At 50.1% G+C, this 20,356-nt stretch carries 15 protein-coding genes; 4 read left to right on the top strand and 11 right to left on the bottom strand.

Going from position 1 to position 20,356, the window contains the following annotated elements:
- Positions 1-171: 171 nt before the first annotated feature.
- From PQG83_RS19770 to PQG83_RS19760, 3 genes are all read right to left on the bottom strand, one after another.
- Positions 172-657, bottom strand: coding sequence for a response regulator (locus PQG83_RS19770; protein WP_312744751.1), 486 nt, complete (start codon positions 655-657; stop codon positions 172-174).
- A 134-nt stretch (positions 658-791) separates the two neighbouring features.
- The gene (locus PQG83_RS19765; RefSeq protein ID WP_312744750.1) at positions 792-1,460 is read right to left on the bottom strand and encodes a hypothetical protein; all 669 of its coding nucleotides are present in this window, start codon (positions 1,458-1,460) and stop codon (positions 792-794) included.
- Positions 1,461-1,673: 213 nt separating this feature from the next.
- On the bottom strand, positions 1,674-2,468 hold the full coding sequence (locus PQG83_RS19760; RefSeq protein WP_312744749.1) for a S16 family serine protease: 795 nt from the start codon (positions 2,466-2,468) through the stop codon (positions 1,674-1,676).
- Positions 2,469-2,788: 320 nt separating this feature from the next.
- Between PQG83_RS19760 and PQG83_RS19755 the strand changes: the two genes are divergently transcribed.
- On the top strand, positions 2,789-4,063 hold the full coding sequence (locus PQG83_RS19755) for a cyclic di-GMP phosphodiesterase (RefSeq protein WP_312744748.1): 1,275 nt from the start codon (positions 2,789-2,791) through the stop codon (positions 4,061-4,063).
- Between the two features lie 626 nt (positions 4,064-4,689).
- On the opposite strand, the gene PQG83_RS19750 is transcribed toward PQG83_RS19755, so the two are convergent.
- From PQG83_RS19750 to PQG83_RS19725, 6 genes are all read right to left on the bottom strand, one after another.
- Complete coding sequence (locus PQG83_RS19750) at positions 4,690-5,649, bottom strand: NAD(P)-dependent oxidoreductase (RefSeq protein ID WP_312744745.1); 960 nt, start codon at positions 5,647-5,649, stop codon at positions 4,690-4,692.
- Between the two features lie 23 nt (positions 5,650-5,672).
- On the bottom strand, positions 5,673-7,202 hold the full coding sequence (locus PQG83_RS19745; RefSeq protein ID WP_312744743.1) for an agmatine deiminase family protein: 1,530 nt from the start codon (positions 7,200-7,202) through the stop codon (positions 5,673-5,675).
- 173 nt (positions 7,203-7,375) lie between these two features.
- Positions 7,376-8,254 (bottom strand): carbon-nitrogen hydrolase, encoded by an 879-nt coding sequence (locus tag PQG83_RS19740; protein ID WP_312744741.1) that lies wholly within the window; start codon positions 8,252-8,254, stop codon positions 7,376-7,378.
- 381 nt (positions 8,255-8,635) lie between these two features.
- A complete protein-coding gene (locus tag PQG83_RS19735; protein ID WP_312744738.1) occupies positions 8,636-9,421 on the bottom strand; it encodes a hypothetical protein in 786 nt (261 codons plus the stop codon).
- Between the two features lie 77 nt (positions 9,422-9,498).
- Positions 9,499-10,956 carry an alkaline phosphatase D family protein gene (locus PQG83_RS19730; RefSeq protein WP_312744735.1) on the bottom strand — a complete coding sequence of 486 codons (1,458 nt, stop codon included), beginning with the start codon at positions 10,954-10,956 and terminating at the stop codon, positions 9,499-9,501.
- A 27-nt stretch (positions 10,957-10,983) separates the two neighbouring features.
- The gene (locus PQG83_RS19725) at positions 10,984-12,456 is read right to left on the bottom strand and encodes a YhjD/YihY/BrkB family envelope integrity protein (RefSeq protein ID WP_312744732.1); all 1,473 of its coding nucleotides are present in this window, start codon (positions 12,454-12,456) and stop codon (positions 10,984-10,986) included.
- A gap of 162 nt (positions 12,457-12,618) precedes the next feature.
- Between PQG83_RS19725 and PQG83_RS19720 the strand changes: the two genes are divergently transcribed.
- From PQG83_RS19720 to PQG83_RS19710, 3 genes are all read left to right on the top strand, one after another.
- Entirely contained in the window at positions 12,619-13,191 is a 573-nt protein-coding gene (locus PQG83_RS19720; protein ID WP_312744728.1) for a tetratricopeptide repeat protein, read from the top strand.
- A 165-nt stretch (positions 13,192-13,356) separates the two neighbouring features.
- Entirely contained in the window at positions 13,357-14,580 is a 1,224-nt protein-coding gene (locus PQG83_RS19715) for a cyclic di-GMP phosphodiesterase (protein ID WP_312744725.1), read from the top strand.
- Between the two features lie 52 nt (positions 14,581-14,632).
- Positions 14,633-17,323, top strand: coding sequence for a hybrid sensor histidine kinase/response regulator (locus PQG83_RS19710; protein ID WP_312744724.1), 2,691 nt, complete (start codon positions 14,633-14,635; stop codon positions 17,321-17,323).
- 899 nt (positions 17,324-18,222) lie between these two features.
- Here the strand turns inward: PQG83_RS19710 and PQG83_RS19705 are convergent.
- Both PQG83_RS19705 and PQG83_RS19700 read right to left on the bottom strand, forming a co-directional pair.
- On the bottom strand, positions 18,223-19,224 hold the full coding sequence (locus tag PQG83_RS19705; protein WP_312744722.1) for a tetratricopeptide repeat protein: 1,002 nt from the start codon (positions 19,222-19,224) through the stop codon (positions 18,223-18,225).
- A 175-nt stretch (positions 19,225-19,399) separates the two neighbouring features.
- Positions 19,400-20,350 (bottom strand): type II secretion system F family protein, encoded by a 951-nt coding sequence (locus PQG83_RS19700; RefSeq protein ID WP_312744719.1) that lies wholly within the window; start codon positions 20,348-20,350, stop codon positions 19,400-19,402.
- Positions 20,351-20,356 lie beyond the last annotated feature (6 nt).

Here is a 20,356-nt window from a genome sequence, read left to right as displayed (position 1 = left end):
AAAAATCGGTCAATTATGAAAGAAACTAATCGTGTTCCGCATACCGAGCCTTCATTAGGGATGGAAATAAACTAATCTAGAGCAGGAGCGGTCACCAGGAACGAAGAGAGAAGAAAGAACAGGCACCAAAATTTTCCTGGAAAAAGGGTAAATCCCGCGTCCCCCGGACATCTAACACCAGGCAATATTGCTAGAGGAATCCCCGCCACTTCCAGCCAATGGTTGGGCAAGAATTTCCGCCCAATGCGTTCTCAAATTAGTAAACATCCGGAGATACCCGCTATAAGAATTGGGTTTTTGCATGTATCCATTCACTCCCATCCCAGCGGTATGACCGATATCTCTTGGAGCTTTTGACGTAGTCAACACCACAATGGGTATGGATGCTAAAGATGGATCCTTCTTGATTTCAGTGAGAACTTCCCCGCCGGTCATGTGAGGCATATTCAAATCCAGGAGGATCACACTGGGGCGTGGCGCAGATTCTTTCCTCGAAAATGAACCACGGCAATACAAATAATCCAGCAATTCGGTGCCATCATTCACGCAGCGTAATTCCTGTCCGATCGGGATCTCGCCCCATGCCTCTTTGACAATTTCACAGTCATCGGGATTATCGTCAACAAGCAAGACCGTGTGAATAGGCAGAGTCATCATTAGTTTTCTAGAGTTGGTTAAACAGGAGATCAAAATATGTGCGGGATCAAACCGCTTTTCAACAGCAAAGAACCTCTAACCTTTATCGGCGATTTCCTTTAAAACCTTTCCTGTACCGCCCAACGCTCGCACACTTACGGCTGTGTAAATTCCGTCGAAACACCGGTCGGCGTCAAAGAAGGAAGCTTCAGATGTACTGAGAACAACTGCCGACAAGTAGGAGACTCCGGGATATGTTTGGGCCAACTGGAAAGATGTCGGACATGCAACCACTGTACTAGAGCATCCCAACCACTCACCCGAACAACATCAGCATGAGGAATTGCACGATTCCAGGGTTGATCCATAACAAAGACTTGTCTATCGAGGGCACGATAGGCCTGAATATGGTGAGGATGATCATCAATCGCGGCTGTTATCATTTCGGGAATGTCGGTTTTTTCTTCAGTGTGATACAGCGCATCAAAAGGAAGGCCATGTCTTTCCAACCAACAAAGAGTCTGAGGTCGTGAATACGGACGCCGGGCCGTCACGATAATAACCCGATAGCGACGATGGATGAGGGTCAGGGCTTGTTTTGCCCCAGGAAACAAAGGTAGCCGTGGGATCGACTCCTGGTGGAATCGGCAGAAAATCTCCTCAAGGAGTTCAGGCGCTAATTGGCTAGCATCTAATCCACCGGCACTGCCATACAGACCCACAGGCCATAATCTTCCCGTCAATTCCTGAAATAAACGCTGAACTTCAGGCTCCGCCCGCCCTAAAACATTATCAATATCAACCGCAAAACATGGTCGGATCATAGAAGATTACCCCATAGATATTTCCTTCAACACATAAATCTGCAAAGAGAAAGCCTCACGCCAAAAGTCGATCCTTTCCCTTTTTGCTACCATAGAAATATTCGAACCAAACAAGCAAGCGGAAGACAAAACCCTTTCACCTACCCCACGCGGGTAATCTCCTCCCTCCTCGGGATCACCATACACAGGGCGGAATGTTCATTAGGAATGCAGTTAGTGGGCCAGGCTGGCAGCAAGTGACTGGTCATTAAGATGACTTCGAAGAGGCCGGTTGGTCAACGCGAGATAGGCGTGTTTGATGGATCCCACCGGCGTCACTTCCATCAGAAACGGGGTTTCCCAATCATCATCCGCCACGTCCGGTTCCTCTGGAATTAGTACTCGTCGATACCGTTGTTCATATGCGGCCAAAATCTTTAACGGGACTCCTCCCACAGTTCCCACATGTCCATCCGGCGTGACGGTACCCGTCAAAACCGTCTCCTCATCCACCGGCTCATTTTTAGCAAGGGCAACGACATTCAGGGCCGCCATGGCCGATAAACTTTCCCCGTACAACGTGACTCCCGGATAGGGCAAAATAAACTTGACCGTCCATGAATCAGGGTTCAGCCCGGCTGCTTCAACCACTAGAACTAAAGCGTCTTTGACCGATTGCTGTGCATACGGTGAAAACTTCCCTGGCCTTGAAAGAAATTGAAGATCCAAACCCTTGTGATCCCGTCGCTGAAGAAATTCCAATTGAATTTCCGCAACAATGCCCACCTGTTCGGATTGTTCATTCATTGTGGTCCCAAGAATGGGAATCATCGTTCGAACATATTTGATTGGTGGACTCGATTCTGAAGCGGCATGGCCGGAGGCAGGAAGCCCCCATGACAGGGATACAGAGAGGAAGACACCTGTGAGGATAGACCAAAACGTCGAAACGACATCTCGTTGAGTGCCCCTCCTAGCAGATAAGAAATCTGAAAAATTTCCGTGAAATGATGCTCGACATCCACTCATCGCCATCCCCCGTGAAAGCTGTCTTCTCCTTTTCGGCCTGGCAAGGAGAACACTTAAATTTCATGAGGTCAGGCACTATATTTTGTTGGCTCTGATGGTCCTTGGGTCGTTTCCATTCGCAGAATTTTCCGTCATTGCACAACAGAAACATCCCCCCTATCACAACACATCCTTAGACATGACAAGCCCTTCACTTTCACCACGTGTTCCCTAGGGAGTATGAGGTTAAGAACGGCCGAAAGGACGCCGATGAGGAAACCAGGCATTCCCCACAATGAAGAAATGAAATTTCCTTCCTAAGAACCCCTCGTCGGCATATTATGGCCATCAAACGAATTCCAACGACTTCCGCTCAAGTGGGAATGTACCTCTGTGGAATCGACCGCTCATGGATAAAGACTCCATTCCTCCTGCACCGGTTTCTCATCAAATCTTCCAGCGATATTGCCAAATTAGAACAGGCCGGAATTCAAGAAATCGCCATTGATACTGATCGTGGGCTTGATGTAGTACCAGATTCTGAACCACCGCCCACCCCTGATGACGTCTCCTCCCCTCCGAATTCACCTATACCTGATTCTTCCCGCCCGCCCGAAGTCGCACGACTTGACCACCTTCCACCCTCTGTTAAGGGAAAATCCCTATCCGGTGAACTCACCACAATGAAGATGGTGCGGTTGTATATGCTTGAAGGTGTCCAGGATATCCTCCACACACTGCAGAAAACCGGACGGCTCGCCACGGAACAGGTTCATCAGATCACTGAATCCGTCATGGCTGAATCCCTCCGACATGAAGAAGCCTGCATCGCAATGATTCGGACCAGGGACTTTTCTCCGGCCTTATTCGATCACGCACTTGCGGTCAGTACATTAGCGGTTTTATTGGGACGAGCTGTGGGGTTGGACAATACCGCGTTACAACACCTGGCAAGCGCGGGCCTTCTCCATGACGCAGGGCTCTTGAACATTCCACAACTCCTGAACCGACCGCTCAGCCAGTTATCTGACGCAGAATTAGTCATGTATCATAAACATCCCCATCGAGGGGTTGAGATGCTGTCCCAACAGTCGAGTCTCTCGGACGAGGTTGATACGTTAATCCGGGAACACCATATTGCCCTGGATGGCACAGGACATCCTGCGAATAGTGATCCAACCAAAATTCACACATCCAGCCGAATCCTTCGTATTGTCGACGAGTATGATGAATTATTAACCGGTCACCACACTGGGAAGCCCTTCCCGGTCAGAAACGCCCTCCAATCGTTATATCAACAAGGCAGGAAAGGTTTATTAGATGGCGCATTAGTGGCGACATTCATTAATCTCATTGGAATCTATCCCACGTATGCCCTGGTGGAATTGAGTACCGGGGAACGGGGAATCGTCACAGCGAATTCCCGAGATGATCTGCTTCAACCCACGATCCTTCTAATCCAGGACGCCATTCATCAACCGTTGTCTGAACCGATCCCGTTCAACTTCTCTGTACTCTCCTCTCATGAATCACGGCCGGAAATTGTGCGGGTCCTTGCTCCCGAACAAGTCGGCATTGACCTTGATTCTGCTCTGGAAAATTGGATGACGTTGTAGCCATCCCTGCCTGTCGTACTCCCTCGGTCCAACCGGGAAGAACACGTTCCCGCTGAAATCACCCCCAATCCACGGCAATGTCAAGGAAGAAACACCTCTGGGCCTTCCCGCAAGTTTCAAACAATAATGTCGATACAGGCCCAAATATGACCCAAGGATTTCTCACCGCATCAGCGGCGGAACGGAGGGCCCAAAAAATGGAACAGATCCGCCAGCAACCGACCACAAAAACATGGCGTCTTTTAGGCCTTACAGGCCTGGTCCTCTCAGTCGGGTTCTTCTTGAATGAAGGACACGCCCGAGAACTGCCCATGCCTTCCCCCAGTCACCCCCTCAATTTCCACAGTACTCACCCCACCAACATGACATCAAAGGCCCACCCTTCAGAAAAAAATCGTACGTCCCAACCCACAAAATTCACCAACCACAATGAGGCAGGTTCAAAGGAAAGAGATCACGAAGATAAAACACAAAAGAAAAGACTCGGGTTAGCAATTTTATTTCTCGGAACGTTGGCTGAAAAAAGCTAATACGTTTTTCGTCACGACCGAACATTTGTCCAGAGCGGGAGCGTGGCCCCTACCTATAGGAACAAACCATTGAGGAAATGCGGATCGGGATTGGCACTACTTTGACAAAGCGTGAGGAGAGGAATCTGCAGGTAAAAACGTCGGAGATAAATCTTCCAGCGCCAACAACAACGCATGCGTCCCGGAACGCCCATGACCATTGGCTTGAATCGCAACATAGAGCTTTCGAACCAGTGAAAGCCCTGTCAGAAGTAAGCCCATTCGTTTGGCTTCATCTAATGCCATACCCATATCCTTAATGAAATGCTCCACAAAAAATCCGGCTTCAAAATCTCGTTTCAATATCCGAGGTGCCAGATGGTCAAGTGTCCAGCATCCCGCAGCCCCACTGGATATGGAACGCAACAAGGTTTCGCCATCCAACCCGGCTTTTTGGGCATACAATAACGCTTCACACACACCGATCATCGTGCCCGCAATCGTTATTTGGTTACAGAGTTTGGCATGCTGCCCGCATCCGGCATGGCCTTGATAGACTACGGTTCTTCCCAACACAGACATGATCGGCCTGACCGCTTCAAATGCCCTCGCATCGCCACCCACCATAATGGACAATGTGCCCTCTCTGGCCCCAACGTCACCGCCAGAAACCGGCGCATCCAGGGCGGATGCGGATTTTGAACTGGCCACACTGGATAATTCACGAGCCAACGTCGGCTCAGAAGTGGTGAAATCCACGAAGACCTGACCAGGGCGAGCCTGGGGTAGCAGCCCATCTGGTTCGAGATATATCCGACGAACATCCTGAGGAAAACCCACCATTGTACACACCACATCGGCCTCCGCAGCTACAGCGGCCGGAGACTCTTCCCATCGGGCGCCTTGATCCAACAACACCTGCGCTTTAGAAGGGGTGCGGGTAAATACCGTCAAGGCATACCCGGCACGAAGGAGATGTTCGCACATTGGCGCGCCCATCACTCCGGCGCCAATCCATCCGATTCGAACAGGCGAAGGAAGAATTAGAGGTTCGGCCGCAGGAGAAGACGTATTCATGAACGCTCCTTGAGAATCAATAATTAATCAGAGGCTGGCTGTTGTTGCGTCAAGCAATGAATGGTCCCAAATCCCCAGACCAGATCCACGGCATGAATACCTACCACCGTTCGATCAGGAAACAGGTCAGACATAATCCCTAAGGCCACCCGATCCTGCGGATCATTAAAGGTCGGCACCAACACGACAGCATTCCCGATATAAAAATTGGCATAACTGGCAGGTAGCCGTCGCCCTTCAAAATAGAGCGGCCCAGGCATCGGCAAGGGGACCACCAGTAACTTTCTCCCATTTTCCACCCGCATTCCCTCTAGTCGCTCGGCATTTTCAGCCAAGGGACGATAGTTTTCATCGGCTGGATTGGATTCCTGACACAGCACCACCGTATAGGGATCCACAAACCGACATACATCATCAACATGCCCATGCGTATCGTCACCGGCAATGCCTTGCCCTAACCAGAGAACCTGGGAAATGCCTAAATGTGTGCCAAACACTTCCTCATAATCCTGTCGGGAAAACCCGGGATTCCGTACCTGGACCTGCTGATCCAAAACACATTCTTCCGTGGTCAACAACGTTCCTTGGCCATTCACATCGATGGCGCCACCTTCCAGAACCACACCTTCACCATTTCGCTCAACAGGGACCACGGGAATCTTGAGTTTCCGGCCTAATCGAACCGGGATACGATCATCCAATTGCCAATCCGGATACTTGGCCCAGGCTGTAAAGCGAAAACGGGCAATCGCCACTTGGGAATCAGGCTGATCCCGTTTCACGAAAATGGGGCCAAAGTCACGTGCCCATCCCCGATTGGTCGGAATACGAAGAAATTGAATACGGGTCATATCGGCCCCAATTTTGTCCAACACCCGCCTGGCTTTCAATTCATGGTCTTTGTCATTCACGAGAATCCGAACAGATTCTCCTAAAGACAGCCTCCGAACCATTTCCCCATACACCCAGGAGATCGCTCCCATTTTCCCGGGCCAATCTTTCGTATTATGGGGCCATCCTAGCCAAGTCGCCTCGTGTCGCTCCCACTCTGCGGGCATTCTCATTCCTAATTCAGCCCTACTCTCTCTATGAGGGGTTTTCTCTTGAACGGAAAAAACACCAGTCGGGAAATCCTCCGTTTCCCTTTCCCTAAAAGAACTTGGCCTCGAAAAGAGGGCAAGGTCAGGGAGAGGGTCAAAGCTTTCAGAAACTCCCATGGCTCTCACAATCTCCTCCACCACATCATCAGTCTTCGTTAGCACATCATCATTGCAAAATCGAAGGACCCGAAAACCCAACGTCGTCAAATAATTGATGCACGCCTCATCTGCTTTTTTCTGTTCTGGATGTTGTTCCCCTTCCAGCTCAATAATCAGCATCCCTTCCAAACAACAGAAATCAACAGTACTTCCACCGATTGGATGTTGCCGCCTGAACTTCCATCCCTTAACCTGACCATCTCGAATCCGGCCCCAGAGCCGTTGTTCAGCATCCGATTGATTCCCACGTAACCTGGCCGCAATGGATCGCCATTGGGGTGCAATCCGCTTCATCTCTTCCCTCACCCTAATCCTTTCCCCAAAGGGAGGAGGAATATTGCAAGATTGGAAAACATGCTACTCATTTGGAAGGTACAGCGCTTCCCTCTTCCTGGAAGAGCTCGGCCTCAAAGAAAAAGACAAGGCTAGGATAAGGGTCAACACCGCAAATTTGTACAAAGGCCGGATTAATGAGACACATCCAAAAATCGCTTCGTGATCCCCCCATACGCATCAATGCGACGATCGCGAAGAAAAGGCCAGTTGCGGCGGACTTCTTCAATGCGTTTAAGATCAATATCCACCACTAGCACTTCTTCTTTCTCAACAGACGCCTGCGCCACCACCACCCCAAAGGGATCACAGACAAACGAACTGCCCCAAAATTCCAGCCCATCCCCGCCAGCCGGGGCCTCATGGCCGACCCGGTTCACGGCCGCCACAAACACCCCATTCGCAATGGCATGACTGCGCTGGATCGTCATCCAAGCTTCGCGTTGCGCCTGGCCTTCTTCCGTTTTTTCTTTGGGATGCCAGCCGATGGCCGTAGGGTAAAATAAGATCTCCGCTCCTTGTAGGGCCGTCATTCTCGCTGCCTCCGGATACCACTGATCCCAACAAATCAACGGCCCGACCGTTGCATGGGTGGTCCTCAGCGCCTGGAACCCTCGATCCCCAGGAGTGAAATAAAATTTCTCGTAATAAGCTGGATCATCCGGAATATGCATCTTGCGATACAGTCCGGCTATCTCTCCTCGCTCGTCTAACACGACAATGGAATTATGGTAGACCCCTGCCGTCCTCCGCTCAAACACCGACACCAAAATGGTCACACGATGCGTTTTAGTAATTTTAGCCAAGGCATCGGTGGAAGGCCCAGGAACGGATTCTGCCAAATCAAATAGAGCGGCATCTTCCTTCTGACAAAAATATTGAGAGCGAAACAACTCAGGCAGGCAGATAACCTGCGCCCCGTTTCGCGCCACTTCCTCAACCTTGTCCACCGCATGCTCCAGATTCTCACCGGGATTGGCGGAGCAAGCCATTTGAATCAATCCGATTTTCACCACATTTTCATCCTCATTTTTACGGATTCATACCCCACTTTTTAAGGAGAGGGCGCCCCCCTACAGAATGCACAATACAGTTGGGGGAGATAGATAGATCAAAGCCGTATCGTCAACAATTGTAAAGTGTCCTATTATAGTTCATAGGCCACATCGCACTTCTACTCCCACCTCGCTACTTTGTCTACTTCAGAGAAAAAGCCCATTCAAAAAAGAGAAAGGAAAAATTTTGGGAACCAGCCGCAGCAGAGGAAACAGGTATCAATCCCAACATCGGCCATCGGGAATGGATGCTCATTTTTTCGAATAGATCCCCGCAAAACCCCTGTGGAAATTAGTGGATCAACCACGACTTTAATGTTATGTCCCTATAGATGGGACTTATTCGTTAGGACGGAGCATAGCACAGCCGGGATCGCGAGCCACAAACATCCCGGCCACTTGCCGGTCCTGCTCCTTGAAGGCCTTGTGCCACCAGCAGGCCGCATTCCACAGGTGCTCCGGGGCGCTGTTGCGCTCGGAGGTACCCGGAGTCACACCCAAACCCACGCCTTCAAAGATGAATTCAATATACGACGAGGCGGCGATGGGCATACCCTCCCGCAACGGATTGCGCTTGGCCCCTTGCGACCAGAGATAGCTTTGCCAAACTCCCAACATCTCCCAAAAGTTGTAACGGACACGATCCTGATTCCAGTCCCTCGCGCGTTTTTTAAGCTTTTTGGCCTCCTCATCCGTCATACTGACAGCCACAAGTCCGACATTCGCATCGATGTCTTTGTCCTCATACAGGCCTAATGTGCCTTCATTAATGCCATTACATTCCGGCCTTGGGAACATCCCGTTGCGTGGATGCAGCGGAACTTCAAGAATCGGCAGAGCCCGCAATGACGTACGAGAGGTGACGGGTTCGGCCACCACAAACACATGCGACCAGAAACTCGGGCGTAAATCCCACCGCAACATGGACTGTGCCGTTCGCAATGTATGTCCGGGAAGGTCCCGGCTGCCGATCAACCCCACGGTCATCAATCCACGATTGCCGATGTCCTGTTTTTGCAAGGCGGCAAACGCATCATTGAAAAATTGCAGGTTGGTGCGTTTGCCATATTTGCTGGTCCAGTCCTTGATGGCCGGATTTCTGGTTGAGGTTTGAGAATGGCGCATAATGAATTTCCTTTCTTCACATCACTCGAAAAACGATCTGAATGGATGACGTGGTTCTGTGAAAATCTTCCGTATCGCTAACGAAGCCGCAACTCCTTCTTAAAGACACACTTTAATGGACCTCCTACTCCTTGAGGAGGAGGGTCTTCATCCCAATCCAATTCAATACGCTTAGCCGGCAACCGCCACAATTCCAGCTCGAATCGCACCCGAGGTGTTCCTCCAGCCTGGCTGCCGGGAAACATCCGCACAATACCGACATTGTTCTGAATGGTCATGACCTCGACATTTTTTTGTGGATCAATGTTCCAGACGGATTCACCGCCCTGGGCATTCGGCTTGACCCGAATTCGTTGAGGTGGCTCCTCCGGTCGAGTATTACCCGGACTAATCATCGCGGCGGGAGAGGCGATGAATTCCGGCACGCCATAAGGCGCATCGGGGAAAGGACCATGTGCTTCAGCATATCGGCCGGTGTGAATATCCCCCGAAAGAATCAAAATGTCGTGTGGCATTCCCTGCGTGTTCTTTCCGCCTAAACTCCGCTCAAACACGCGCCAGAGTCGGACGTAATCTTCCTTGAAATTGGATAAAGAATGATCTTTGTAATTCCCGTCTTTTTGAAAAAGAGGTTGCCCTAATACCAGCACGCCAGGCCCCTGCAACCCTTGTTGCCAGGCTTCTAGTGCATTCCATTGATCGTCCAAAATAAAATGTCCGGCTCCTTTGTCGCGGCACTCCCCCCGAGTGGACCGGGTATCGGTAACAAAAAAAGAAACGGGATCGATCACAAAAGAATACCAGCGGGCTTCATCAGGATTCAGGCATTGCTGATATTGATAATAGAGTTGATCAGCAACAGGACCATAGGTCTTGCAGTGTGAATCAGTCCATGCCTGAATTAAATGTTTCTGCTTTTCAGGATAATCGTTCCAATATTCGTGATCATCACACGTGATAAAATTTGGGTTGAGTTGAAGAACTTCCCGGTAATGTTCGTCTTCCCAATATTGCCGATATCGTTTTCCAAACAGTTGAATCGCCTCCTTATCAGCCATATCCCAATAAAGAGGCCAGTCGAGATAGACTTGGTCCCCAATCAGCATTTTAAAATGCGGCTGACATAATATTTTCAACTCCCTCATGCCTGCGCGGTAATATCCATCCCGGTCGTTGTTCTGCCAAAAACAGGAGGAAAAGAGAAACGTCACTCCTTTGTCAGTAACGTTCTGAGGAAGGGTCGACCAGAAAAACGTTTGAACGTCGGCGTCATTGTTCGTCCCCACCTGGATCTCAAAGGTTGCACCTTGTGGTGGCGGGGAGCTTTGTAACCGCACAGACATTATCCCCATCCGTCGTTTTAACCCTGATAATGGAGGCAACAGCTTCCATTCAGTATGAACGGGGACCATGGTACCACCTTGTCGCACTTCAATAGCGGGTGGAACAAAACTGCCTTCCCCTTTTTGCGAGCACCAAATGCGCCAGCCTTGACCATCATTGAGAGGGGCACCCGGGACAATCCACATAGTCATCTTCCTACCCTTTTCAGCACACGTTCATTATCTTGCCCTCCCTTTCCTGACAACAGGAGGATCGGCATGTGTGGTTTCTTGGAGAAAGCCTGGAGGACCCAATGCCTCACCCTCCGACTCGGAGTGAACGGCCCCACCGGGATCTTGACCTTGGGCCTGATCCATTCCGCTCTCTTCTTCAATGGCTTCAGGTTGACGCCGTACCAAATCACGCAACGTCGTGCCTTCCAATGCGGCTTCCACCGCCGCATCCCTTCGTTTAAGGACCCGACTAATGGAATCTGAACCCACTACAAATGCCTGGGGCCCGTCATGGGATTGATGCTGAACCACCCGTAACACCTCGACTACCGGAATATTCTCTGGTGCCTGGGCCAAGACCAGTCCTTTGGGTTTATCGCCTTTCACGACCATCTGGCCTTTTACCAGATCATCGATGAGCGATTCCACCAACGTAAGGGGCACCCCTTGTGCGCGGGCTAACTGCTCTGCCCTGAGAGGCGGCTTCCCCGATAAAAACCGGCGGGTAATATGGGTGAGCAATGACAGGGTGAGGTATTCTCGAAAGAGTGGAGTCTGATTTTTTCGACTTAAATGTAAGAGGTATGCGGATGGGTGCTGATGATAATAGGCGACTTGAGCTCCTGCCAGCACAATGAGCCATCCGACATAGAGCCAAATGAGAAAGAGAATAAGCACGGCAAAGCCTGAGTATATGGCGCTATACCGTCCTGTCCCGACGACGAATGATGCAAACGCCAATCCGGCCACTTGCCAGAGCAGTCCTGCCGTCACTCCTCCGATCAGCGCTGAGTTAAAATTGACCTTTGTAAAGGGCAGAAACTTGTAGAGAAACGTAAACACCAGGCACATAAAAATGAAGGGCAGCAGATTGGTGAGCACGACCATTAGATGGCCAAGCGGCTGGACTTCAAGAATTTTTTGGACAAGCCAATGACTTTGCGCCGAGGCAGTGAGTCCGAAGGCCGTAAAGACGAACACAGGGCCCACGAGTACGACACTTAAATAATCGGTGATTCTTCTGGCCAACGGGCGACCTGCATCAACCCGCCAAATCGAGTTCAGAGCCTCTTCAATTTTTTCAATCAGGGAATACGTCGTATAGAACAGGCCCGCAACGCCCACCGCTCCCAAGACCCCCACTTGCATGTTGTCGACAAACTGGATGATATTCGTGGTAATCTCAATACCTTTCGGCCCGAGCGGATCCAACGCTTGCGCCAGAATCGGTTGGATCTTTTGATGTATGCCGAAGGCTTTGAGGACCGAAAAGGTGACCGCTAAAAACGGAACCAGGGACAGGAGAGTGGTGTAGACCAAACTGGTGGCCCGGATACTCAGGACACTTTCCTGAAATTCGGCAACCGCCACCAATACCAGACGCAGCGCTTTGACGCCGAACTGTCGAAAACCAGTTAACGCATTAACATCTTCCTTCCACACGTCATGCTGGCAATATCGCAATACCTGGTCAAGCATCTTCATCTCCGTCACGGGCCCTGCACCAGGGTACCCTACAAAGAGTGGCGGAAAATGTCCAGAATGTCACAGGATTTCCCCATGATGGTTGCCTTATTCTAACGCGAGGGTTTTTTCACTCACTTGCTCCTTCCGTTAGATGTCAAGGCGCGTCCGACATTTATGAACCACATCGCAAACCGAACATGGATTATAGGGTGGCTGCTTGCAGGTCTCATCTGCCTCCTCACCGGGTGCCCGATATCGTCCGAATGGGATAGGCAATGGGAACAGATCCATGCTGCTCTCTCCCGGGGACAGTTGCAAGAAGCCAAAGACCTGCTTCATCGTCTGTTACCATCGGTTCGAAAACAGGGGCCGACCGATGAACGATATGCCCTGGTGATTTATCAGCTGGGAGAGGTCGCCCGGTTGGAAGGACAAGAGATTCAGGCCGAAGCCTATTATTGGGAAGCCTTGCCGCTGTTGGCTCAATCTTTGGGTTCTGAACATCTTCGGATGGCCGATCCTTTGGCTGCCCTCGCCTCGTTATATCAGGGGAAAAACCAATTGGAGATGGCTCGTCCACTTCTTAAGCGAGCCTTAGCCATTCGTGAAAAATCCTGGGGACTTTCTGCCCCGCAATTACTCTCCACCCTGCAAACTTACCATGCCCTCCTACTGGCTGGAGGTCACCCGGAGGAAGCGACGGAGATTGCCGGCCGCATTGATCGAATTCTCAAACGCTCCTCCTAAGCCTTCTCCTGTTTTTCTTCTCATTGCCGGCCATCTCTTGCCCTTTTAAGGGAAACTCGTTACCATTGGCGCGATTCCATCCAGTCCCCGGTTGATTGGTACCCATCTGTACATCTCACATCTCATCTGGTGCGTTTTTTATCCCCTTTTGCCCAACCCTGCACCATGAATAAACGTATATCTATTCATGACCTGCGGCCTGGGATGTATATCACGGGCATGGACCGATCATGGTTTAAAACCCCATTTCTCCGTCACAAATGGACGATCAAACGAGAGGATGAGATTGCCCTATTGCGCAATTATGGAATTAAGGAAGTCCAGATCGACACGGAAAAGGGGTGCGATCTTGCCGAGGTGGGTGACGTTCAGCACACGTCAGAAGACCAAGACCTTTCTTCCTCAACCTCGTTAACATCCCCCAGGGTGGGGTCAGGGCCCAAACCGGAAGACATTGAGGCCGCACGTCTCCTTCGCGCAGAAGCTATCTCCACCATGGAGGTATTTTTCCGTCAAATGGAGACGCCCACTCCCCAACACATCCAGGAAGTCCGAAGTGTGGTCAGCATCCTGCTTGATGGAATCTTAGACCACCAGACCGCCATGGTGTCGCTGATTCAAATGCGTCGTTTCGATCCAAACCTGGCCTCTCATGGGGTCGATACGGGAATGTTAGCCATGGCCATCGGACACGAACACGGCTGCAATCCGACACAATTAAAACTCGTTGGGCTTGCCGCTCTTCTCCACGACATCGGACAACTTCGCCTCCCGTTGAATATGATCCGCAAGGTGGAACGATTCACACCGCAAGAGCAGAAACTTATGCAGGCGCATTGTGAAATGGGCGTGGCCATTCTTAAGCAATTCCCCGATATTCCTGACGAGTCGAAACGGATGGTCTTTGAACACCATGAGCGGCTTGACGGCTCCGGTTATCCCAGGGGATTACGAGGCCTTGAGATTTCGGAACTCACCCAAATATTGAGCATTGCCGATACGTATGACGCGCAAATTAGCGGACGATGCGGCTGTCCGCCCGTGCCACCTGCCCGGGCTTTATCCGAGCTGTATCAGGCTGCTGTCGGAGGGCAATATCATCTTTATCTCGTCCAACGATTAATTCAACTCTTAGGGGTGTATCCAATTGGTTCCCTGGTTCGGCTGAATACCGGGGAGCAGGCCGTCGTTGTGTGGGTGTCTAGTCATAGTCGAATGACCCCTACTATTAAATTACTCAAGGACTCCTTGGACCAACCCTATCCTGAACAGGAAATCATTGATTTAGCGGCACAAAGCCCCACAATCCCTCATCGATCGATTGAAAAAGCCTTGGACCCGATTCGGGAAGGATGGGATATGTCGAAAATCCTTGAAGCCTTATGGTAAGAGGAGCTATCGTTCACACGATCTCGTCACTATGATAGGAAGGAATCGCTGAGTGGATCGGCAACATTTTTTTCAAGAACTCAAACAAATGGACATCCCTGGACTAGAGACGGCATTACGTTCATCCCAAGCCTTTGTGCATACCCTGATGGACTCCATCAACATTGGCATCTGCCACGTGGATACCCAAGGCCAGATTCTTTCCCTCAACCTGGAAGGTGCCAGGATTCTTCATCGAACCGAAACCTCATGCCTCGGGCAATCCTTTCATGCCCACGCGGAATGTCTGCATATTGATCTTGTCACACAAGAGGAACATTGCCCGATCACGAGATCCATCACGACGGGAAAATCCATCTGGAGGCCTCAACTCTTGATTCGACGGCCAAGTGGGGAAACCCGTTGGGTGGAATTCCAAGCCACACCACTGACCAATCCGCGCCACTCAGGTGCGCTGATTATTTTTCGTGATCTCAGCCAGGAACTCCGACAACACGAAGCACATCAACACCTCGCGTCGATGCCAGAGGAAAGCCCGAATCCCATCGTGGAAGTGGACGCCCAGGGACACCTGGCCTATGCCAACCCTGCCATGATCCGCCTCCTCGACACCTATGGATTTCGGGAAGACGGTGTGCCAATGGTGCTTCCAGCCACACTAACACAGCTCGCCCTGGGATGCCTCAAAACCGCAACCCCCGTCAGAGGTCTCACGGTCATTGTTGAGCATGACCACTTTGATTGGACTTTTTCGCCTCTCCAGGAAAAAAGTCTTGTGCGGGGATATGGCCTGGATATCACGCATCATGTGCGGGTCAACCAGACAATGTCCGAACTCCATTCTCAATTTTCCTCGCTGGTGGACTCCGCCCATGAAGGGATCATTTCTGCCGATTTACATGGAACCATTGTCTCTTGGAATCCTGCAGCCGAGTCGATTTTCGGTTATCAACCTGACGAGGTCCTGGGCCACTCGATTGTGACCTTATTGGAAGAAGGTTATCGAGACATGTACCGGAAAGGACTGGGAGATATCAGTTATGGGCGATCTTCGACCTTTCCTCTTCAGCAGCCCCTGGAACTGACCGGCCTACGGAAAAGCGGCGAATCATTTCCCCTGGAGATTTCTTCCACAAGTTGGAAGGTCGGCATGGACACCCATTACGGCTTTATCCTTCGAGATATTTCAGACCGGAAACGCCTCGAACATGCCCTCATTGCTGAAAAGGATCATCTGGTCACCACGCTTCAATCAGTCGCGGAAGGGATCGTCACGACTGATCGAGAAGGACGCATTTCTTTCTTGAATCCTTTGGCGGAGCAGATCACCGAATGGACAACCCAGGAGGCCTTGCACCGACCATTCCAAGAAATTTTCCGTCTGACCGGTGATAGCCAAAAAAATGATGAGGAGTCGTCTTTGCAGTTTTCTTCCAGAACCCTGGTCCTCTCCGAGCTGGATGCCCCTCATCAATTACTGACCAAACATGGCCGGCAACGGAAGATTACTCTGAGAGAGGGACCCATCCGCGATCATAGCGGTCATCTTCTAGGTACGGTGATAGTCTTCCGAGATATTACCGACCAATCCCGTCACCAAGAAGAACAACAACGAATCAGCAAACTCAATTCTCTGGGGGTCTTGGCGGGAGGACTGGCTCACGATTTTAATAATATCCTCACGACGATATTGGGAAACGTGTTCGTGGCCAAATTGCGCATGGTGTCCAATGACCCCCTGACGCAAAACCTCGAGCAAGCCGAGCAGGCGTGCTTGCGCGCCAAAGAATTGACCCAACAACTCCTCACCTTTGCCAAGGGCGGAGCGCCGATAAAGACATCCATCGCGTTAGGAGATCTGCTTCGAAAAAGTACGATTTTTGCCCTATCAGGGTCATCAATCAGTTGTCATTTCGATATCCCCGATGACCTTTGGCCTCTTGATGCGGACCCCGCCCAAATCCGGCAGGTTTTTCAAAACATTACCCTCAATGCCAGACAAGCCATGCCTCACGGTGGTCACCTAAGCGTCAAAGTTGAAAACATAGGACTGAAAGATCCCTCGGCTCTTCCTTCATCGTCACTCATCCCTGGGAACTATGTGCAAATCTCTTTTGAAGACCAGGGGAACGGCATTGAAGCCCGCCAACTGCCAAATATTTTTGATCCATATTACACCACCAAACCGGGCGCATCCGGTTTAGGGTTAGCCGCCGCCCATAGCATTATCCAGCAGCATCATGGACACATCAGCGTGAAATCAAAAGTCGGAGTCGGCACGACCTTTACCGTGTATATCCCATCCACATACGTCACACCGGAAAATGAGGCACAGCACATTCCAGCCATTCCCCGAAAATGCAGAGGGCGGATCCTGGTTATGGATGACGAGCACAGCATTCGCCGTATGGTTGAAGATGCGCTGACGCAGTTCGGCTATGATGTCGTCAGCGTCCCAGATGGGCAAACGGCTATTGACCTATTTTCCAAGGCACTGGCGGATGGAATGAAGTTCGAAGTGGTCATTCTTGATCTTACCATCCCGGGCGCAATGGGAGGAGTTAAAGCCATTCAACATCTTAGGAATTTGGACCCTCACATTAAAGCGATTGTCACCAGCGGATATTCAGACGATCCCATTATGTGCCATTTTCAAGATCATGGATTCCAGGGAATCTTGATCAAACCCTATAAAATTTTCGACCTCGCAAAAACTCTTGAATCCATGTTTTCTCCAAACTAGCGTAAAACAACCCACTGACCTCCGGAAGACCCTCATGGTATTAATAGGACATCCGACACAGGTCGTATCCTGAAAGACGGCTTCCTTAACCCTCACATTAAAAATAAAACAGTCCCATACAAAGGACAAAGACGGAGGCAGGTATCTCAATTTTAGGAATAGCAGATTCGACTTTGACGCAAGATTCCTTATTATTCCCTATCGAGACATCACCTGATTATCCTCCTGATCCTTTGGGGAGAATTTACCCCGGTACAGCTTCGACCAATCAACAATCCTGCTTTGATGCACTCTTTGAAGAATGCGTCCCCCGATATCTTCTCAATGAAGCCCCGGATATCTCTTAGGTTGAGTTCAGCCACATCCAGTGAGGCAATATACTGGTCGTCGCTCATGGTCAGGTTTGGCAACGACCTAAACGTCACTCTATTCCCCTTAGAGTTCATGGCCATCTCTAAGTTGCCTGAACGTAATGACTTCGGAAGAGAAAAAGAAGAATGCCTTGACGGTAGGAAATTAAGAAAAAGCAAATATCCGACCATTGTTTTGGACACATAATCGCGTCCACCTTCTACCCCCGGTCAATCGTCAACCAGGAAAAGGCACATGCCAGGAAACCAGAAGGCTTCCCCGTCAAGCCACACGCACAAGCCTGTAGGACAGGAAAATTGAGGTCATAGAGATTCAACACGAAGAGTTGAAAGGATGGAAGGACCAGCGGATTTTTTCCTCCTAATAGAAGCGAATTCCATCTGGAGGTGATTCGAAAGAATCCGTGTAAGGATCATTTCAATTGATCAGAAAAAGTCCATTTGTTACACCACACATGCACTGGCTCAAGCCGGGCAATCAATTATTGGCAGCAGGCATTGCTGGGAAGATCCTATCAATGAGATCGGTCAAATTGCTCCCACACACACGGGGTCCCGTCGGATTAACGCTTGCTGCTGAACCATAGGAAGTTTCGCCAGCATTCGATTGCTGAGCATTAAATTCTCTTTGGCTTTTTCGTAAAAGGTCGGTTGGGTTTCAATGGCTTTCTCAAAACAACGGGAAGCTCGCGCAAACTTCCCAACGTCCAAAAATGCCACACCCAAGTTGTTATAGGCCTTGGCCGAATCCATTCCTCGGACATAGGCTTCGTAGGCCAGATCGAAATGCCCGAGTTTGGTGAGAGCTAACCCGAGGTTGTTTGAAATTTTGTCGTTGGATCCACCAACCTGAATCGCACGCTGAAAAGTTCTGACCGCCTCTTCATATTGGGTATCGAGGTAATACGCCATACCTAAATTGTTCAAGATCGAAGGATCATCTGCCCTCTTTTGCAAGGCGACTTCATACAGGTGGATCGCCTCTTTATGATCATGACGCCGATCCGCCACAATACCAAGGTAATTTTCGGAGGTCCACATTCCAGCGTCATACATTAAGGCCGCCTGGAATTCCCTCTCCGCCTCTTGATCCTTCTCCATCTTCAGCAAGGCCCGACCCATTCCCTCATAGGCTGGAGCAAAATTCAAATCATAATCCAGGATTTGGTGAAATTGGTCATAGGCATTCTGAGGGGATCCTTTTTCCAAATAGATCACAGCCAACTTGTACCGTGCAGGAATCTGTTCGGGCGAAGTCTCTAACACTTTTTCATACTGAATTTTTGCCGTCTGGAAATCGCCTTGTTGTAGATGAGCATCTCCCAGTTTTTCAAACTCGTCGCTGTTCATGACCTGAGTAAGGTCCACGGGCGCTTGGGTTTCCGGATTGATCCCGGCCTTCTGTCGTTCCATGATTTGCTGGTAATGTTCATCCTGGAGGGTGAACATGGATTTTTCTTTTTGGGCACACCCAACGGCACCCAAATTCATTAATATGAACACAGATAGGAGGAGGCTCGCCTTCTTCATTGTGTACCTCATCTGAAAGGTTTCGTTTACCGCCTGTAACGTAGTCGACCCAACCGTCATATTCGCTGTTGAACTTTCATGTTCTGACGTTTCGTGAAATGGAACTCCCATGTTTTGTCTTCCTCTATGGATCTTGAAATGTTTACCGAATCTCTTGTTCGCGGCTCTTAGGTTTTCACCCTCCCATAGCCGGCATTAAATTTCGCATTAAGCTGATAGCACCCGGACCTATAATCACTACCATCAATGCCGGGAATATGAACAATATAAGTGGAATCATGAGTTTTACTGGAAGCTGTGCCCCTCGCTCTTCAGCTTTAAGCCTTCGTTTTAACCGCATGGAATCTGAATGAACCCGAAGCGCCTGCCCAATACTCGTACCAAATCGATCCGTCTGAATCAGCAAGGCGACTAAACTACGAATATCCTCGAGATTTGTCCGGTTGACCAAATTCCGGAGTCCTTGTTCCCGGCTTAAGCCGGCACGGAGCTCCAAATTTAACAAGATAAATTCATCGCCGAGATCGGGGTGGCCTTGCTTGACTTCCTGTCCCACCCGGGAAATGGCTTGATCCAGCCCTAACCCTGCTTCCACGCACACCACCATCAAATCCAGCGCATCAGGAAACCCATTTACTAAGCGTTCCTTTCGTTTAGTGATAGCACTGCTCAACCACAGTTGAGGACCGTAAAATCCCATCATCATGACACCAATGAGGACAATGGGGAAAAAAATGGGATCTTTCCCCTGCATGACCTCGGAACCAAAAATAAGAAAGGTCAGGCCTAGCAGAATGGCCAAAAAAATCCGTGTCCCCAAGAACACCACAATCGCTCGAGGGTTTCGATACCCTGCGGTTGCCAATGAAGCACGCAAACGACTGGTAACGGCTTGATCCTTGGGTTTATTGACCTGACCCAATCGCTCCAGCAGCTTCATCCCTTGATCTTTCAAACTAACTTTCTTGTCATTTTTTTGCGAGGAACTCTGCGAAAGGGATTGGCCCTTCGCCCGTATACTCCAGTCTTTGACCTTTTCCTGAGACTGCATATAACTCCACGCACCCCAGCCGATGACGAGAACCCCCAAAAATACCAAAAGACTGATCAAGAATAATGGATCCATGATGCC

Origin of the sequence: Candidatus Nitrospira neomarina, from assembly GCF_032051675.1 — a bacterium.
Lineage (GTDB): Bacteria > Nitrospirota > Nitrospiria > Nitrospirales > UBA8639 > Nitrospira_E > Nitrospira_E neomarina.
The sequence above is the reverse complement of the archived record's forward strand: the minus strand, read 5'-3'. Positions and strand labels throughout refer to the sequence as shown.

What these genes read in the sequence shown, in the direction of transcription:
- PQG83_RS19715 (WP_312744725.1), top strand. Translation starts at nt 13,357, where the DNA reads ATGAATAAACGTATATCTATTCATGACCTGCGGCCTGGGATGTATATC.
- PQG83_RS19755 (WP_312744748.1), top strand. Translation starts at nt 2,789, where the DNA reads ATGGCCATCAAACGAATTCCAACGACTTCCGCTCAAGTGGGAATGTAC.
- PQG83_RS19750 (WP_312744745.1), bottom strand. Translation starts at nt 5,649, where the DNA reads ATGAATACGTCTTCTCCTGCGGCCGAACCTCTAATTCTTCCTTCGCCT.
- PQG83_RS19720 (WP_312744728.1), top strand. Translation starts at nt 12,619, where the DNA reads ATGAACCACATCGCAAACCGAACATGGATTATAGGGTGGCTGCTTGCA.
- PQG83_RS19745 (WP_312744743.1), bottom strand. Translation starts at nt 7,202, where the DNA reads ATGAAGCGGATTGCACCCCAATGGCGATCCATTGCGGCCAGGTTACGT.
- PQG83_RS19760 (WP_312744749.1), bottom strand. Translation starts at nt 2,468, where the DNA reads ATGAGTGGATGTCGAGCATCATTTCACGGAAATTTTTCAGATTTCTTA.
- PQG83_RS19730 (WP_312744735.1), bottom strand. Translation starts at nt 10,956, where the DNA reads ATGACTATGTGGATTGTCCCGGGTGCCCCTCTCAATGATGGTCAAGGC.
- PQG83_RS19735 (WP_312744738.1), bottom strand. Translation starts at nt 9,421, where the DNA reads ATGCGCCATTCTCAAACCTCAACCAGAAATCCGGCCATCAAGGACTGG.
- PQG83_RS19700 (WP_312744719.1), bottom strand. Translation starts at nt 20,350, where the DNA reads ATGGATCCATTATTCTTGATCAGTCTTTTGGTATTTTTGGGGGTTCTC.
- PQG83_RS19765 (WP_312744750.1), bottom strand. Translation starts at nt 1,460, where the DNA reads ATGATCCGACCATGTTTTGCGGTTGATATTGATAATGTTTTAGGGCGG.
- PQG83_RS19770 (WP_312744751.1), bottom strand. Translation starts at nt 657, where the DNA reads ATGATGACTCTGCCTATTCACACGGTCTTGCTTGTTGACGATAATCCC.
- PQG83_RS19705 (WP_312744722.1), bottom strand. Translation starts at nt 19,224, where the DNA reads ATGAAGAAGGCGAGCCTCCTCCTATCTGTGTTCATATTAATGAATTTG.
- PQG83_RS19725 (WP_312744732.1), bottom strand. Translation starts at nt 12,456, where the DNA reads ATGCTTGACCAGGTATTGCGATATTGCCAGCATGACGTGTGGAAGGAA.